At 68.7% G+C, this 15646-nt stretch carries 18 protein-coding genes; 6 read left to right on the top strand and 12 right to left on the bottom strand.

The features are described 5' to 3' along the window. Positions 1-9: 9 nt before the first annotated feature. From ACE3T2_RS13510 to ACE3T2_RS13500, 3 genes are all read right to left on the bottom strand, one after another. On the bottom strand, positions 10-1401 hold the full coding sequence (locus tag ACE3T2_RS13510) for a sensor histidine kinase (RefSeq protein WP_374658194.1): 1392 nt from the start codon (positions 1399-1401) through the stop codon (positions 10-12). Between the two features lie 113 nt (positions 1402-1514). Next, positions 1515-2027 (bottom strand): AAA family ATPase, encoded by a 513-nt coding sequence (locus ACE3T2_RS13505; protein WP_374658192.1) that lies wholly within the window; start codon positions 2025-2027, stop codon positions 1515-1517. Between the two features lie 86 nt (positions 2028-2113). Beyond that, complete coding sequence (locus tag ACE3T2_RS13500) at positions 2114-2599, bottom strand: 3D domain-containing protein (protein WP_374658190.1); 486 nt, start codon at positions 2597-2599, stop codon at positions 2114-2116. A 169-nt stretch (positions 2600-2768) separates the two neighbouring features. On the opposite strand from ACE3T2_RS13500, the gene ACE3T2_RS13495 reads away from it, so the two are divergent. From ACE3T2_RS13495 to ACE3T2_RS13485, 3 genes are all read left to right on the top strand, one after another. After that, positions 2769-3350, top strand: a complete 582-nt coding sequence (locus ACE3T2_RS13495; RefSeq protein ID WP_374658188.1) for a glutathione S-transferase family protein — start codon at positions 2769-2771, stop codon at positions 3348-3350. A gap of 109 nt (positions 3351-3459) precedes the next feature. Beyond that, complete coding sequence (locus ACE3T2_RS13490) at positions 3460-4362, top strand: S1/P1 Nuclease (RefSeq protein ID WP_374658186.1); 903 nt, start codon at positions 3460-3462, stop codon at positions 4360-4362. Between the two features lie 4 nt (positions 4363-4366). Continuing rightward, on the top strand, positions 4367-4816 hold the full coding sequence (locus ACE3T2_RS13485; RefSeq protein ID WP_374658184.1) for an NUDIX domain-containing protein: 450 nt from the start codon (positions 4367-4369) through the stop codon (positions 4814-4816). Here the strand turns inward: ACE3T2_RS13485 and ACE3T2_RS13480 are convergent. Further along, on the bottom strand, positions 4813-5250 hold the full coding sequence (locus tag ACE3T2_RS13480; protein ID WP_374658182.1) for a low affinity iron permease family protein: 438 nt from the start codon (positions 5248-5250) through the stop codon (positions 4813-4815). The genes ACE3T2_RS13485 and ACE3T2_RS13480 overlap by 4 nt on opposite strands. A gap of 74 nt (positions 5251-5324) precedes the next feature. Here ACE3T2_RS13480 and folD point away from each other — a divergent pair, with 74 nt between their 5' ends. Beyond that, a complete protein-coding gene (gene folD, locus ACE3T2_RS13475) occupies positions 5325-6218 on the top strand; it encodes a bifunctional methylenetetrahydrofolate dehydrogenase/methenyltetrahydrofolate cyclohydrolase FolD (protein WP_374658180.1) in 894 nt (297 codons plus the stop codon). On the opposite strand, the gene ACE3T2_RS13470 is transcribed toward folD, so the two are convergent. From ACE3T2_RS13470 to ACE3T2_RS13455, 4 genes are read right to left on the bottom strand one after another with little or no spacing between them, the layout of a single operon-like run. Next, positions 6219-6842, bottom strand: coding sequence for an ABC-type transport auxiliary lipoprotein family protein (locus ACE3T2_RS13470; RefSeq protein WP_374658178.1), 624 nt, complete (start codon positions 6840-6842; stop codon positions 6219-6221). It abuts the gene before it with no gap. After that, on the bottom strand, positions 6839-7777 hold the full coding sequence (locus ACE3T2_RS13465; RefSeq protein WP_374658176.1) for an MlaD family protein: 939 nt from the start codon (positions 7775-7777) through the stop codon (positions 6839-6841). The genes ACE3T2_RS13470 and ACE3T2_RS13465 overlap by 4 nt, the downstream gene beginning before the upstream one ends. Next, complete coding sequence (locus ACE3T2_RS13460; protein ID WP_374658174.1) at positions 7777-8589, bottom strand: ABC transporter ATP-binding protein; 813 nt, start codon at positions 8587-8589, stop codon at positions 7777-7779. The genes ACE3T2_RS13465 and ACE3T2_RS13460 overlap by 1 nt, the downstream gene beginning before the upstream one ends. 1 nt (position 8590) lies before the next feature. Beyond that, complete coding sequence (locus tag ACE3T2_RS13455) at positions 8591-9712, bottom strand: ABC transporter permease (protein WP_374658172.1); 1122 nt, start codon at positions 9710-9712, stop codon at positions 8591-8593. Positions 9713-9976: 264 nt separating this feature from the next. Between ACE3T2_RS13455 and ACE3T2_RS13450 the strand changes: the two genes are divergently transcribed. Beyond that, positions 9977-10318 carry a hypothetical protein gene (locus ACE3T2_RS13450; protein ID WP_374658170.1) on the top strand — a complete coding sequence of 114 codons (342 nt, stop codon included), beginning with the start codon at positions 9977-9979 and terminating at the stop codon, positions 10316-10318. Here ACE3T2_RS13450 and ACE3T2_RS13445 read toward each other — a convergent pair. The 3 genes from ACE3T2_RS13445 to ACE3T2_RS13435 all read right to left on the bottom strand — a co-directional run bounded on the left by ACE3T2_RS13445 (position 10300) and on the right by ACE3T2_RS13435 (position 14630). Then, on the bottom strand, positions 10300-10983 hold the full coding sequence (locus tag ACE3T2_RS13445; protein ID WP_374658168.1) for a response regulator: 684 nt from the start codon (positions 10981-10983) through the stop codon (positions 10300-10302). The genes ACE3T2_RS13450 and ACE3T2_RS13445 overlap by 19 nt on opposite strands. An 81-nt stretch (positions 10984-11064) precedes the next feature. Beyond that, positions 11065-13740, bottom strand: coding sequence for a DUF4118 domain-containing protein (locus ACE3T2_RS13440; protein ID WP_374658166.1), 2676 nt, complete (start codon positions 13738-13740; stop codon positions 11065-11067). Continuing rightward, the gene (locus ACE3T2_RS13435; protein ID WP_374658164.1) at positions 13737-14630 is read right to left on the bottom strand and encodes a LysR family transcriptional regulator; all 894 of its coding nucleotides are present in this window, start codon (positions 14628-14630) and stop codon (positions 13737-13739) included. Before ACE3T2_RS13435 ends, ACE3T2_RS13440 begins: the two co-directional genes overlap by 4 nt. Positions 14631-14735: 105 nt before the next feature. On the opposite strand from ACE3T2_RS13435, the gene ACE3T2_RS13430 reads away from it, so the two are divergent. Further along, on the top strand, positions 14736-15050 hold the full coding sequence (locus tag ACE3T2_RS13430; protein WP_374658162.1) for a DUF6506 family protein: 315 nt from the start codon (positions 14736-14738) through the stop codon (positions 15048-15050). On the opposite strand, the gene kdpC is transcribed toward ACE3T2_RS13430, so the two are convergent. Next, positions 15045-15632 carry a potassium-transporting ATPase subunit KdpC gene (gene kdpC / locus ACE3T2_RS13425; protein WP_374658160.1) on the bottom strand — a complete coding sequence of 196 codons (588 nt, stop codon included), beginning with the start codon at positions 15630-15632 and terminating at the stop codon, positions 15045-15047. The genes ACE3T2_RS13430 and kdpC overlap by 6 nt on opposite strands. Positions 15633-15646 lie beyond the last annotated feature (14 nt).

Below are 15646 nucleotides of genomic sequence, written 5' to 3'. Positions count from 1 at the left end.
CGGCGGAGGTCACGGTTCGTCGAACAAGGCGACCGGCTCTCCACGCGGCGGGAGCTGCGCCTGCATGATCCAGGTCAGGCCCCCCGGATCGTAGGTCATGGTCGCGGTTCCCTGCAGCTCGCCGCGCAAACCGCGCTCGATCAGACGTGATCCGAAACCCTTGCGGGTTGGGCGCGTCACCGGCGGGCCGCCGGTCTCGGCCCAGGTCAGCGTCCAGTCCTTGCCATGAGGGTCCAACGCCCAGGACAGGTCCACCTGGCCGGTGGCGGTGGACAGGGCGCCGTACTTCACCGCATTGGTCGCCAGCTCGTGGAAGATCAGCGCCATCGACAGGGCGGGGCCTGGCGGCAGCCAGACGGTGGGACCCGCGACCCGCACCTTTCCGACAGTCGCATCGAAGGGGCGCAACGCCCGCTCGGCCACCTCCTGCAGGTCCGCGCCATGCCAGCGCTCGCGGGTCAACACGTCGTGCACCTGCGACAGGCCCAGCAGCCGAGCCTCCAGCTTTTCGTACATCAGCGCCGGATCGGCGCCCCCGCGCAGGGTTTGCGAGGCCATCGACTGCACCGTGGCCAGGGTGTTCTTCACCCGATGGTTCAACTCGTTGATCAACAGGCGCAGCTGCCCCTGATAGTGCTGCTGCTCGGCCTCCGCCCGCTTGCGGGCGCTGATGTCGTCGACGATCGACACGAAATAGTCGGGCGCGCCGTTCCCGTCGCGCACGAGCGAAACGGTCAGGTGGTTCCACAGCGCCTGGCCATGTTTGGTCACATAGCGCTTCTCGACTGAGTAGGTCTCGATCTCGCCGGCCAGCAGCGCCTGGGAGTAGGCGATGTTGGTCTCCAGGTCGTCGGGATGGGTGATCTGCTGAAAGGTCAGGCCGCGCAACTCGTCGCGGTCGTAGCGCATCATCGCGCAGAAGCGGTCATTGACCTCGAGGAAGCGGCCGTCGGGCGAGACGCGGGCCACGCCCATGGCGGCCTGGTCAAATACGGCGCGATAGCGGGCCTCGGCCGCTTCCAGGCGGGCGCGGGCCTCGACGCTGGGGGTCACGTACTCGGTGTAGAGCACCAGGCCGCCGATCTCGCCGTCGTCGGCCCGCCAGGGCCGCAGCGACCAGCGCACCCATTCGCGCCGCCCGTCGGGCCGCACATAGGGGTCGGCGTCGTGGCTCTGCTCGGCCCCGTCGCGCAACGCACGTGCATGGATGGCGCGCCAATGGTCGGGGACCTCGGGGAAGACGTCATAGTGCAGTCGTCCGACCAGCGGGGTGTCGCCCGGCAGGCCCTGCTCGGTCAGAAACCGGGCCGAGGCCGCCAGATAGCGCATGTCTCGGTCGAAGATCGCAATGCCCAGCGGCGCCTGCTTCAACGCCGTCAGCACCGCCGACAGCGAAGACATCTGCAGAGCCGTTCCCACCTCGCCGACCACGCCCGGCGCCCGCCGCTGCCAAATCCTGCCGCCATATGACTCACGCTGGCGGTCGGGCACAACCCAGGGGCGGTGCGACAAATTCAGGCCTTGTCGACGGCGGCCAGCACGAAGTCGGCGCGCTCGCTCGCCGTTGCGCACGGCAGCTCCACCGGCCGGTAGTCCAACTTTTGCAGCAGGGTTTGAATGGCGTCATGGACCGCCAGGCAGTCCTCGAAAGTCTGCCGGCGCTCGGCGTCCTGGGCGTAGATTTTCCGCCAGGGCGGGGGCACGAACACCAGCTTGTTGTAACGAAGCCGGCGCGCGGCCGCCCACATCCAGGCCGGCGCCTGTCGGGTCACGCTGTCGATGACGCCGCGGTCGAAAAAGACCCGCGTCTGCACGTCCTTCATCGCCTCGAACCGGGCGATGTCCTCCTGCGCGGCCAGAACGCCCAGCTCCGCGCTGCCGCTTTTCGCGCGTCCCTCGCGGATGATCCGGCGATGGGTCTCCTCGACCACGCGCTCGCCGCGCCGGCGCAGTTCCTCGATCAGGGTCGTCTTGCCGACGCCGGGGCCGCCGGTCAGCAGGAAGAAGTTGGGTTTGTCTATGGTCATGCGGTCCTCAAGCCATGGGAGTTCACGCCGCCGCGATCACCGCGGCGGGGCAGGGCAGGCTTGGGGAAATCGGTTCGGCCGAGCGCCTAGCTCGGCGGGCAGCCCTTGAACTCGCCGGCCTTGGCGACGGTCAGCTTGGCGAGGTTGAGCGCCAGGAGGGGCTTCATCGAGGACGAGCCATGGCCCGTGAACAGGTCGATCTTCTGGCCCTTGATCGCGCCGCCGGTGTCGGTGGCGTACCAGTAGCCGTCATGCGTGCCGCCGTCGGGCATCGGCAGGCCGACAGTCTCCTTGATGAACAGCTTGGTGCGGCGCGGGACGACGGCGGTGTCGACTGCGACGGTGCGCATGGCCACGACCTTGCAGCCCAGCGAGTCCAGGGCGCCAACGCCCTTGGCGCCGGCATGGTACAGGGTGGCCTTCATGTTGAATTCGGGCGTGCCGGGCAGGGCGCCGGTCAGGGCCGAGACGATCAGGTCGCCGATCGGATCTTTCGCGGGCGCGGCTTGCGCGCTTTGAGTCAGCCCGAACATGAGGGGAAGGGCGGCAAGGGCGGCGAGGCGACGTCGCATGACGGCGGCTCCTTCGTCGTTGATCTTGGCAGCGGCGGCTTTCCTACCCGGACTCAGGACGCCGGATCAACCCCTCGTGAACCTTCCATGGCAGCGGCAATTGGACACGACCGCTTCCGGGAACCTTTCTGAACGGCTATCAACCCCTTGCAGACAAGGGGATTGGGCGATGCGCGTCTATGGGGATTCGATCTCGGGCAATTGCCTCAAGGTCAAGTGGGTGGCTGAGCATCTGGGCCGCGCCTACAGCTGGATCGAGACCGATATCCTTAAGGGCGAGTCGCGGACGCCTGAGTTCCTGGCGATGAATCCGGCGGGCCAGGTGCCGCTCGTGGTGCTCGAGGACGGTCGCCCGCTCGCCCAGTCCAACGCGATCATTCTGCACTTGGCCGAGGGCTCGGATCTGATCCCGGCCGACGCCTACGACCGCGCTCGCATGCTCGAATGGATGTTCTGGGAGCAGTACAGTCACGAGCCCTATGTCGCCGTCGCCCGCTTCCATGTCCGCTACATGGGCAAGGCGGTCGCCGACCTCGAGCCCCGCTTGGTCGAACGCGGGAACGCGGCCTTGCAGCGCCTGGAGGACGGGCTGGCCGGTTCCGCCTTCCTTGTCGGCGAGACCGCGACCCTCGCGGACGTCGCCCTGGTGGCCTACACCCGCATGGCCCACGAGGGCGGCTTCGACCTGGGGCGCTATCCGCGGACGGCCGCCTGGGTGAAGCGGGTAGAGGCCGCGCTCAAGATCGCCTAAACCGGGCGCCATGAAAGCTCGCCTGCTCGTCGCCGCTCTCTCGCTCGTTCTCCCGACCCAGGCGCTTGCCTGGGGATCTTCAGGGCATCGGATCGTAGGCGAGGCCGCCATGGCTGCGCTGCCGTCCGAGATTCCGGCCTTTCTGCGCAACCCGGCCGCCGTGCGCGACGTGGGCGAGCTGTCGCGCGAGGAAGACCGCTCCAAGGGTTCGGGCAAGGTCCACGACCATAACCGCGACGCCGGTCACTTCCTGGACCTCGACGACGAGGGCAAGCTGCTGGGGGGGCCGCCCTTCCTGCCGCTGCCGGCTACCCGCGCCGACTACGAGAAGGCGCTGCAGGCCGCAGGGCTGGACAGTTGGAAGGCCGGCTATCTGCCCTATTCGATCATCGACCGCCGTCAGCAACTGACCAAGGACTTCGCTTACTGGCGCGTGCTGGTGTACGCCCGCGCCCACGAGCGCAACGCCAAGCGCAAGGCCTGGTACGCCCAGGACATCGCCCGGCGCCAGGCCCAGATCCTGCGGACCATCGGCGAGCTGTCCCACTTCGTGGGCGACGGCGCCCAGCCGCTGCACGTGACCGTGCACTACAACGGATGGGGTGATTACCCGAACCCGAACGGCTACACGACGGCCAAGGTTCACAGCCCGTTTGAGAGCGAGTTCGTCTTCGACAACGTGAAACCTGCCGATGTGACGAAAGCCATGTCGCCGCTGAACGTCCAGGACTTGTCCCTGGAGCGGCGGACGACGGAATATCTCCTGAAAACAAGCACTTTCGTCGTCCCGTTCTACGAGTTGGAAAAGGCGGGCGGCATCCGGAACGGCGATCCGCGCGGCGTGGCCCTCGCCACGGACCGCCTGGCGGTCGGCGCTTCGGAGCTGCGGGACCTCGTCGTCGCGTCCTGGCGTGTCAGCGCTACGGCCACCGTCGGCTGGCCGGTCCTCAAGGTCGAGGACGTGCTGGCCGGCAAGGTCGATCCTTACGATTCCTTGTACGGCAAGGACTAGGGTGATGCGGGCTGTCCCTCAGTTCGGCGAGCGGCGGGCCGACAAGGCCTATCGAGATCGCCCCGCGGCCTTCGGAGTGCTGGTCCGCGACGGGCAGGTTGCTGTGGTTCGGATCGTAAAACCTGACGCTCCGGCCTATTTCGACCTGCCGGGAGGCGGGATCGACGAAGGCGAGACGCCCGAGGTCGCGGTGGTCCGCGAGTTCGCCGAGGAGACCGGCCTGAAGGTCGCGGTGCGCGCGGCGCTGACCCTCGCCGACCAGTTCTTCATCGGGTCCGAGGGCGTGCCTTGGAACAACCGAGGCAGCTTCCATGTCCTTGATCTGATTGCGGAAGACCCTGCGCTGAAGGTCGAGGACGACCACACGCTGGTGTGGCTGGACCCGCACGAGGCGTTGAAGATCCTGCGCCATGACTCCCAGGCGTGGGCGCTCGCCGCCTGGCTGCGCAGCTAGGCGCTCTTGCGCCGGGCCGGGCTCTTGCGCCGCCTCGTCGAGGTCCGCGTCGGCTGCCGCCCGCTCGCCTCGCGCAGCTGCGCCGACTGCTCGTCCAGCTTGGCGAGGATCTTCTCCAGCTCCTTGTCGGCCAGATTCTCTATGCCGATGAAGGAGTTATGCGCCTTCGACACGCGGATCAGCTCGTCCAGCTTGGCGTGCAGCGCGTTGTTGTCGCGGTTCTGGGTGTTCTGGATCAGGAACACCATCAGGAAGGTGATGATGGTGGTCGAGGTGTTGATCACCAGCTGCCAGGTGTCGGAAAATCCGAACAGCGGTCCCGATGCGGCCCAGACGATCACCAGCGCGCAGCAGGCGACGAAGACCATGGGCCGCCCCGTCCAGCGCGCGATCGCGGTCGCAAACTTGGTGAAAGTCTGGGTGAAACTGCTCATCGAAGGGCTCCCGGCCGCATTGCGCGGCGCAGGCTGAACGAGTAGTGGCGGGGCCAGTTCCGACAGGAGAGCCCATGTCCCAGGCCCAGATCATCGACGGCAAGGTCACGGCCGAGCGCCTGCGCGCCGAGGTGGCGGCGGAGGTCGCCGAACTCAAGGCCAAGCACGGCCTCCAACCGGGCCTGGCGGTGGTGCTGGTGGGCGAGGACCCGGCCAGCCAGGTCTATGTCCGATCCAAGGGCGAGCATTCGCTGGCGGCGGGCATGCATTCGGTCACCCACCGGCTGCCGGCCGAGACGACCCAGAACGAACTGCTGGCCGTGGTCCGCCAGCTGAACGAGGATCCGAAGATCCACGGCATCCTGGTGCAGTTGCCGCTGCCTAAGGGACTGGACGAAAAAGCGGTCATCGAGACCATCGATCCGGCCAAGGATGTCGACGGCCTGCACGTGGTCAACGCCGGTCGCCTGGCCCAGGGCCTGCCGGCCCTGATCCCGTGCACGCCGCTCGGATGCATGATCATGCTGCGCCAGACGCCGGGCGACCTTTCGGGCAAGCGGGCGGTCGTGGTCGGTCGCTCGGTCCTGGTCGGCAAGCCGGTGGCCCAGCTGCTGCTGGCCGCCGACTGCACGGTCACCATCGCCCATTCGCGCACGAAGGACCTGCCGGCGGTCTGCCGCGAGGCCGACATCCTGGTCGCCGCCGTCGGTCGGCCGCAGATGATCAAGGCGGACTGGATCAAGCCGGGCGCGACGGTGATCGATGTCGGCATCAACCGTGTGCCGTTCAGCGATCCGGTGAAGGCCGCCCAGGGCAAGACCAAGCTGGTCGGCGACGTGGCCTACAAGGAGGCCTTGGCGGTCGCCGGCGCCATCACCCCGGTGCCGGGCGGGGTTGGGCTGATGACCGTCGCCTGCCTGCTGCAGAATACGGTCACCGCCGCCAAGCGGATCGCTGGGATCGCCTGATCAGGCCGCGCCCCGGTTGTTGGTCCAGGCGACCAACTCGCCCAGCGCCTTGCCCACGGCCGCGTCATAGGCCGCGACGATCGAGGAAACGCGGTTGCCGCCCGCGCGGACCTCGGCGTTGAACTGGCGGCTGGTGGTGACGCTGCGGTCGGCGCTGGTCAGGGTCACGCGCAGGTCGACCACGACGTTGGGCGCCCCCTTGCCGTGGTCATATACGGTCTCGAACCGCGTTACGTCGACCCGCAGAGTGTAGTCAGCCTTGCCGACCTCGCCGCGGCCGAGCAGCCGCGCGGGCCCGGTGTTGCCGTCGAACGCGCGGGCAAGGGCCTCGTTGAACAGCACCTGCGCCGGCGAGACCCAGCGGCTGTCGGCGATATAGGCCGCCCGCGAACCGGTCATCGTCAGCAGCCGGTCGCCGGAAGCGGCCTGCACGAAGCCGCCGCCGGCTCGCGCCACGCCGAACTGCGCATTCGCCGCCGCGCCCGTCTCGGCCGCGGTCGCAACGCCGTCGAAGCGATAGAGCTGGGCCGGTTTGTCCTTGGGAAACACCGTGATGCAGGCGCTGAGCGAGAGGGCCAGGGCGCCGACGGCCAGGAGCTTCAGGGAGCGGGGAAGGGCGTTCATGGCTTGACCTTGATCTCTTCGGCCGGGGCCTTGCCCACCAGCCCGCGGGGATTGGATTCGACGTCGCGGATCAGGCGGTCGAGCGACTCGGCCGTCTGTTGCAGCGATTGCACGGCCGCGGTCAGCTGCGGCAGCCCGCTGGAGGCGAACTCGCGGGTCGGTTCGTCAAGTCGCCCGACGATGACCCGCACGTCCTTCGCCGCCGCCTGGGCCTGCTCTGAGGCGTCGGCCAGGTTCTTGAGCGTGCGGCGGCCATCGGTGTCGACGAGGTTCTGGCTGGTCTTGCTCAACTCGGCGATCTGGGCCGCGGCCTGGTCGATGCTCTGCAACGCCTTCTGGGCGTCGCCGATCAGCGCCTTGCGATCGCGCAACTCGGCGGTGACCGACTGGGCGTCTGCGATGGCGGCGCTGACGGTCTTGATGTTCTGGTCGGACAGCACGCGGTTCACGCGGTCCAGCGCCTCGACCGTGCGCGTCAGCACCGTGCCACCCCCCTCCAGCAGGTCGGAGAGGGTGCTGCGCTGAGTCTTCAGCTTGGGGATCTTGCCGGGACCGACGGTGTCCTTCAGCAACTGCTTGTTCGGGGTGCCGGCGGTGATCTGGACGTAGTTCACCCCGGTGATGCCCTGAGGTTCCAGGGTGGCGTAGGAGTCGACGCGGATCGGCACGTCGGAGGTGACACGTGCACGGGCGATGACCCGGTTCGGATCGTCGGGATCGAGCTGGATCTTGCTGACCTCGCCGACCTTGATGCCGTTGAAATGCACTTCGCCGCCCTGGCTGAGGCCGCGCACCGGGCCCTGGAAAATGATGTCGTACTGGTCGTACTCCTGTGCGAACTGCAGGCGCGCCAGCCAGACCGAGAAGATGATGAGGCCGGTGACGAGCAGCAGGGTCGAGAAGCCCACCAGGGCGTAGTTGGCGTCTTTTTCCATCAGGCGGTGATCCCGGCTTTCTTGGCGGCCTTGGCCGCGGCGCGGCCGCGCGGGCCTAGGAAATATTCGCGGATCCAGGGGTGCTCGGAGCGTTCGAGCTCTTGGACGGGCGCGGTTTCGATCACGTGCTTGTCGGCCAGCACCGCCACGCGGTCGGTGATGGTGTAGAGCGTGTCCAGGTCGTGCGTGATCATGAAGACGGTCAGATCGAGACTGTCCGACAGGTCGCGGATCAGTTCGTCGAAGGCTCCGGCGCCGATCGGGTCGAGACCTGCGGTGGGCTCGTCCAGAAACAGCAGTTGGGGGTCGAGCGCGAGCGCCCGCGCCAGACCCGCGCGCTTTCGCATGCCGCCGGACAACTCTGCCGGCTTCAGGTCGCCGGCGCCGGGACGCAGACCGACCAGGGCGATCTTGAGATCGGCCAGTTCCTCGATCGCGCGGCGTGGCAGCTTGGTGTGCTCGTACATCGGCGTGGCGACGTTCTCGCGCACAGTCAGGTTCGAGAACAGCGCGCCTTGCTGGAACAGCACGCCCCACGACCGCTCGATCTGCGACCAGCGGCGGCGTGAGGTGCGCTGAGTGTCCTGGCCGAGGACCTTGACCGAACCGGCGTCTGGCCGGCGGAGGCCGATGATGGTGTTCAGCAGCACCGACTTGCCTGTGCCCGAGCCGCCAACGACGCCCAGGACCTCGCCGCGGCGGACGTCCAGGTCCAGGTTCTCGTGCACCACGTGATCGCCGAACTGGGACCTCAGACCCCGCACCTCGATGGCGGGCGTGTCGGGATCGTCGGCGGCGGAGACGTCGCTCATCCTAGATCCCCATCTTCATGTAGAGCAGCGCGAAGGCCGCATCGATCAGGATGATCGCGAAGATCGCCTGCACCACGGCGGAGGTGACGCGGCGACCCAGCGATTCGACGTCGCCCCCGACCTCCATGCCCTGGCGGCAGCCGATGCCGGCGACGACCGCGGCCATCACCGGCGCCTTGGACAGCCCGATCCAGAAGTGCGTCGCGCCGACGTTGTCGAGGATGCGCTGAAGGAAGAAGGCTGGGCCGAGATCGAGCACGGTCCAGGTCACCAGCATGCCGCCGATCAGCCCGGCCAAGGTGGCCACGAAGGTCAGCAGCGGAATGATCGTCAGCAGGGCGGCAAAGCGCGGGAAGACCAGGGCCTCGAACGGATCGACGCCCATGACCTTCATGGCGTCGATTTCCTGGTTCATCTTCATCGATCCGATCTCCGCGGCGAAGGCCGAGGCCGAGCGGCCCGCCAGCAGGATCGCAGTGATCAGGATGTTGAACTCGCGCAGGACCGCGATGCCGATCAGTTCGACGGCGAACACCTCGGCCCCGAATTGGCGAAGCATGTTGGCGCCCAGCAGGCCGACGACCGCCCCGATAAAGAACGAGGTGATGGTCACAATCGGAATGGCGTCCAGGCCGGCGCGCTCGGCCAGCGAGGTACAAGCCGCCCAGCGGATGCGGGTGGGATTGGCGATGGTGCGCCCGATGACCACCAGCAGGTGGCCCACGAACACCATGGTCTCGAAGATTTCGGCGCCCAGGTCGAACACGCCGCGGCCGATGCGGATCATCAGCTCGTAGAAGCCGCGCGGCTCTCGGCGTTTGGTCTGCTTCTGGTCTGCGGCGGTCTTGACCAGTTCGAGCAGGCGCCGCGTCTCGGCGCGGGCCTTGATGTGCTCTTCGCCGGTGCGCTCGCCCATCGCCAGCAACACGGCGTAGGCGCCGGCGGTGTCCATCCGTCGTACGCCCGTCAGGTCGACATTGCCCAGGCCGCCCCCCGCCCCGGCGTCGACCAGGCGCCGGGCGATGTCGCCGGCCTCGGTCGCCGTCGCCGTCCAGTCGCCCGACAAGACCGCGGTGCGGCCCTCGGGCGTCTCTTCCAGGCTGAAGTCGGCGGGACGATCCATGTACTCGCGTCGATGCCTCAAACTGACGGCGTTCGCGTGACTCGAAACGCCTCGACCGACAACCTAGCAGAGCGGTCGCAAGACGCCTAACGCCTTATGGCGAAGGTTGTTCCGAGATTTTGCGGCGCCATTCGCCGATGAAGGCAAGATGATGTCTGGTCGCACATTGCGGCCTCCTTTTCGCCCAAGTCGCGGGCCTTACAGGGGGCGCGAGCGCGGCTTGTCCGCCTTCGGAACGTCTACCAACCCAGTCGGGAGCGTGCGTTGGCCCGTCAGATCGAAATCGTCGGCAAGTCCGGAAATCTCTACCGTTATCAGGCGCTCGAGGAGGATCGGATCCTGCCGCCTGCCGGCGCCAACTACATCATCTGCAAGCCGGCAGGTAAGGGCGTGAACATCCTCTATGCCGGCGAGACCGACAGCCTGGCTCGGCTGGCCTGGCGCGACCAGCTTGCGCAGGCGCGCGACGTTTATGGCGAGGACGCCGACGTGCTGACGCGTCTGAACGTCCGCAGCGCCGTGCGTGTGGCCGAACAGGAAGACGTCATCGAAGAACACCAGCCGCCGATGAACCGCGAGGCGCGGCCTCACCCCAGCCAGCGATAGCCGACCCCGGGCTCGGTCACGATCAGGCTCGGTGCGGAGGCGTCCGGCTCCACCTTCTGGCGGAGCTGGGCGATGAAGACCCGAAGGTACTGTACGTCCTCCACGTGGGCCGGGCCCCAGACCGCCGTCAGCAGCTGGCGGTGCGTTACGACCTTCCCGCCGCCTTCCACCAGCTGGGCCAGCAAGTCGTACTCCTTGGGCGACAGCCGGATTGGCTGGCCGCTGCGGGTGACCAGCCGCTTCACGAGGTCGATGGTCAGGTCGCCGGCTTGCACGAGCGGCTCTGCGCCGCGCGTGCGCAGCGTGTGGCGCAGCGCCACGCGCAGCCGCGCGAGCAGTTCGCCGACCCCGAACGGCTTTTCAACGTAATCGTCGGCGCCGAGGTCGAGGGTGTCGATCTTCTCGGTCTCCTTGTCGCGCGCCGACAGCACGATGATCGGCCCATCGTAGAAGGCGCGCGCCTTGGCGATGGCCTCCTTGCCGTCGAAGTCGGGCAGGCCGAGGTCGAGCACTACGGCGTCGGGCGCCCTGCGAGCGATCTCCTTCAGGCCATCGGCGGCGGTCTCGGCGCGGATTGGCTCGTAGCCCGCCGCCTCCAGCGCCGGTTGCAGGAACCGGTGGATCTGCGGCTCGTCGTCGATGACCAGGATACGGGGCTTGCTCATCCTCCTACGCTCCTGGCGGAGCTGGGAGGACAAGTCCTCCAGCAAGCAGCGCCCGCCCTGCGAAGCCTTGGCGAAGCAGGGTCACAGCATGTGTCCAGGCATGGGCGTTTCCTTGGGCAGGCTGATCAGGATACGGGTGCCGCGACCGTCGTGGATCGGGCTAGCGGCGGCGATGCGCCCGCCCATGGCCTCGACGAAGCCCTTGGAGATTGCCAGGCCCAGGCCGGCTCCCTTGCCGCGGTCGGTGGCTTCCTCCATCCGCCGAAACTTCTCGAACACGCGCTCCAACTCCTCGGTGGGGATGCCGCGGCCCTCGTCTTCGATGGAAATCACCACGTTGCCGCGATCCTCATAGGCGGCGACTTCGATGGCCGTGCCGTCGGGGCTGTAGGCGACCGCGTTCTCGAGGATGTTCACCAGAGCCTGCTCCAGCAGCGAGGGATCGGCCTTGACCATGGACAGCTGGGCCGGGAAGTCGCGTGTCACGGTGCGGCTGTCCAGCCGGCGCTTCACGCGTTCGACCGCCGCGCGCAGCACGTCGCGGATATCGACCCATTCGCGCCGGGTGACCAGGGCGCCGCCCTCGATGCGGGTCATGTCCAACAGGTCGCCGACGTAGCGGTTCAGCCGCTCGGCCTCCTCACGGATGGACTGCAGCAGGTCGCGCTGAACGGCCGGCTTCAGAGACTTGCCGTAGTCGATCAGGGTGGTGACCGAGCCGAGCACCGTCGACAGCGGCGTGCGCAGGTCGTGGCTGACCGAGTTGAGCAGGGCGCCGCGCAGGCGGTCTGTGCGACGCAAAGCCTCGGCGTCGGCGGCTTGGGCGGCGAACTCCGCGCGCTCCAGCGCCAAGGCGCCCTGGTCGAGCAGGGCGGCGACGAAGCGCTCGGAATCCTCGACGGCCAGGGCCTTGGGCTCGACCCCGGCGACGCCGGCGCGAGCCTTCACCCCTTGCAGCGGCCGGAAAGTCCAGGCGGCGTTGGGCAGGGTGCCGGTGCCGGCTCCGGCCGGCTCGCCGCGCTCCCAGGCCCAGCGGGCGGCGGCGATGTCGGCCGCGGCCAGCGCCTCCAGGGGCGGGGAGGCGGCGGTCAGCACGATGTCCTCTCGCTCGGGCGTCAGCACCACGGCCGCGCCGTTGGTTGCGGCGGCGAGTTGTTCGGCCAGGGCCTGGGCGGCCGTATCCTGCTTGGCGGCGGAGGAGAGCCGGCGGCTCGCGGCCAGCAGGGCCGAGACCGCCGAGGCTCGCTGCGAGACCGCCCGCGACTGATCGCGGATGCGGCCGGTAAGCCAGCCGGTGGTGACGGCGACAGCGAAGAAGACCGCGAAGGTCAGCACGTCGGCCGGATGACCGATGCGCACCGTCAGGCGCGGCTCCAGGAAGAAGAAGTTGTAGATGAAGGCGCTGAGCGCCGCAGCGGTGAGCGCGGGCCAGAGGCCGAAGGCAAGGCCGCTGACCAGCACGCTCAGCATGAAGATCATCGCCAGGTTCGCGGTCTCGGCGATGCTGAAGGTGAAGTTGGCGAGCAGGGCGGCGACGACCACCAGGCCGATCGCGCCCAGGTGGCCGGTCCAGGGCCACGACGCGAGCGAAGCCCGGCGTCTCGGCGCGGGGGGATCGGCCTCGGCTTCCTCGGTCACCACATGCAGCGCCGCCCCTCGGGCTTCGTCCAGGAGCGCGCGGATGAGAGAGCGGCGCAAGGGGTTCCGCCGAGGCCTGGCCGACTTGCCGACCACGATCTGGGTGACATTGTTGCGGCGGGCGAAGTCGAGCACGCTTTCGACCAGATCGTCGCCGGTCAGCACCACCGTGGCGCCGCCGAGCTGTTCCGCCAGTTTCAGCGCCTCGTTCAGCCGCGCCTGGCCCGCCGCGGGCGCGGCCGGGGCGTTCGGACGCTCGACATGGGCGACGGTCCATGGCGCGTCCATCATCATGTCCGACAGCCGTCGCCCGGTCCGCACCAGGGCGCCGGCCGAGGCGTCGGGCGCCACCAGCACCAGAATCCGCTCGCCCGCCGCCCAGGGGCCCTCGACGCCGGCGCGCTTCATGGCTCCCATCAACTGGTCGTCCACGGTCTGGGCGGCGCGGCGCAGCGCCAGCTCACGCAAGGCGGTCAGGTTCTCGGGCTTGAAGAAGCGCTCGGCGGCGAGGCGCGCGGTGTCCCCGACATAGACCTTGCCCTCGGCCATGCGCTCGCGCAGCTCGGAGGGGGTGATGTCGATAAGCTCGATTTCGTCGGCGCGGGAGAGGGCGCTGTCGGGCACGGTCTCGCGCTGGCGCACGCCGGTGATCTTCCAGACCACCTCGCGCAGGCTCTCCAGATGCTGGACGTTGAGGGTGGTCCAGACGTCGATCCCCGCCGCCAGCAACTCCTCGACGTCTTGCCAGCGCTTGGAGTGGCGCGAGCCCGGGGCGTTGGAATGGGCGTATTCGTCGACCAGCAGCAGGGCGGGCCTGCGCGCGAGGGCTGTGTCGAGGTCGAATTCCAGCAGCGTGCGGTCGCGATAGTCGATGGGCTTGCGAGCCATGACCTCCAGCCCGCGCAGCAAGGCCTGGGTTTCGCGCCGGCCATGGGTCTCGACCACGCCGACCACGACGTCGCCGCCCTCCGCCTTGCGGCGGCGAGCGGCGCGGAGCATCTCGAACGTCTTGCCTACCCCCGGCGACATGCCGAGGAACACCTTCAGCCGGCCGCGACCGGACTGGGTGGCCGCGAGCAGGGCGTCTGGATCGGGACGGCGCGGTTCGTCGGGGTTCATGGCGCGGCGTCCTTGTCCGTCGGCGCGATCAGCGCGTTCAGCAGGCGCCGGCCCGCCGCGCCGCCGTCCTGGCGTGCGGCGGCCCAAAGCTCGACGCGCGGCTCGAAGCTGGCCGGCAGGGCCACGGACGCGACGCCGCCGGCCAGGCTTTCCTGGACGATGGCGAGGCCGAGGCCCGCGCGGGCCATGGCCAAGGCAGCGAGCACGTCCTCGGCCTCGTGCCGCACCTGCATGCGGAAGCCTGCGCGCTCGCATCCCGCAGCCAGGACGGCGCGGGCCAGCGGAAAGGCGTCGGCAGGCAGGCCGATGAACGGCCGCTCCGACAGGCTGTCCCATCGCTCGGCCGCGACCTCCAGCCACACGGCCGGCCCGATCAGGCGGAAGGGCTCGACATGGAAGCGATGGCCATGGGCCAGGCCCTCGGGCGGCGGGCCATGGGCGATCGCGACGTCGATCGCGGCCGCCTCCAGCGCCTGGAACTGCTCGTGGGAGCGCATGGGCCTCAGGCGGATCTCAAGATCAGGCGCGGCCGCGGCGATGTGGGCCAGGGCCTCGGGCAGGGGCGCGGCGTGCAGGGCCGCGGCGACATAGCCGATGCGCAGCACGCCGCCGTCACCGGACGCGATGGCGCGGGCCTTGCCCTCGAAGCGCTCGAAGGCGCTTAACAGGCGCTCGGCCTCCTCCAGCAGGGCCTGGCCGGCCGGCAGCAGGCGCACGCGCCGGCCGACGCGCAGGAAGAGGGGTGAGCCGAGCTCGGCCTCGATGGCGGCGATCTGCCGGCTGAGCGGCGACTGCGTCATGTTCAGGTCGCGCGCGGCCGCGCCGATATGCTGGCGCCGGGCGACGGCCGTGAAGTAGCGGAGCTGCTGCAGCGACAGATTGAGACCCATTGGGACGCAATCTATTCCAATATGGTGTTGGATGGGACTGAAATTGTGCGGGACAAGCACTCCAGGATGCTTCCGATCCCTCGGGGGCGTGACAGGAGAATTCCCATGGCCCTTTCCCGGTTCGGCTTCATCGTGGTTGGCGCAGGCCTCTGCGGACGCCAGAACGTCATGCGGATGGAAAGCCCCGACTTCCTTATGATCACTTGCGGCGTCGGGCAGCCCGAACATGTCGTCGAGGCGGCGCGAGGCCTGGTCGCCGAGGGCGTGCAGCTCATCGAGCTGTGTGGCGGCTTCGGGCCGACCTGGACGGCGCGCGTCATCGAGGCGATCGACGGCGCCGTGCCGGTCGGCGCCGTCGGCTATGGGCCCGAATGCCTCGATCAGATGCATGCGCTGTTCAGTCCGGCGCCCGTGTCATGAGCCGGCCTTGGCCAGCGGATAGCGCGCGTCGAGCGCCAGGTTGGTCATCAGCACGTTGACCCGCGGCTGGCCGAGGACGCCGAAGGTGCGGCCCTCGACATGGGCGGCGATCAGGGCCCGGATCTGGCCCGGATCGACGCCGCGGGCCTTGGCGATACGCTCCGCCTGGAGGTCGGCGTATTGCGGCGAGATGTGCGGGTCGAGGCCGGAACCGGAAGCGGTCACCGCATCGGCGGGGATGGTTCCGCCGACGCCCTCTGCGCGGAGGGCGTCGGCGCTCTCCTTGACCCGCTTGGCCAAATCCTCGTTGAGGGGGCCGAGGTTCGAGCCGGAGGAGGCCGAGGCGTCGTAACCGTTCGCCCCGGCCGCCGAGGGGCGCGGGTGGAGATATTGGGGGCGGGCGAAGGCCTGGCCGACCAACTGCGACCCAACCACCTTGCCATTCTGGGCGACGAGACTGCCGTCCGCCTGACGGGAGAAGGCCGCCTGCGCGACGCCGGTGACGCCGAGGGGATAGGCCAGCCCCAGCAGGAGGGTGAACAGGGCCATCGAGACGACGGCGGGGCGGATGAGAGAAAGCATGGCTTTCGAGGTCC

It is taken from the genome of Phenylobacterium sp., from assembly GCF_041919955.1.
Lineage (GTDB): Bacteria > Pseudomonadota > Alphaproteobacteria > Caulobacterales > Caulobacteraceae > Phenylobacterium.
The sequence above is the reverse complement of the archived record's forward strand: the minus strand, read 5'-3'. Positions and strand labels throughout refer to the sequence as shown.